The organism is Salmonella sp. SAL4457 (assembly GCF_046548235.1).
GTDB lineage: Bacteria > Pseudomonadota > Gammaproteobacteria > Enterobacterales > Enterobacteriaceae > Salmonella > Salmonella enterica.
In genome coordinates this window covers 1-253 of sequence record NZ_JBGDZO010000908.1, presented here as the reverse complement: position 1 = coordinate 253, position 253 = coordinate 1, and the positions used below count along the sequence as shown (strand labels likewise).

General features: G+C 60.9%; 1 protein-coding gene. It reads left to right on the top strand.

Annotated elements, in window-relative coordinates; genetic code table 11:
- Window positions 1-253, top strand: a 253-nt coding sequence (locus ACLJNW_RS26830) for a hypothetical protein (protein ID WP_410961600.1), incomplete at both ends; no start/stop codon positions are given.

The window sequence follows — 253 nt, the reverse complement described above, 5'->3', positions numbered from 1 at the left end:
ATCTGATGCGGTCCGCGCCCGGGCGCAGCACGGCATGGCTCAGGAGAGGCAGCTATCTCTGGCCTCTCCTGATCGTCATGATCTTTGCATTCGATCTGCCGCTGCTGCTCATGTTGGGCAAGAGCTTCGCCAGACCGTGGCCAACCCTTCAACACTGGCGCGAATTTGCCACGACCGACGTCTATTGGGCTGTTCTGGCCAACACCGTCAGGATCGCCGCCGTCACATCGTGCCTTTGCGCGGTCCTCGGATA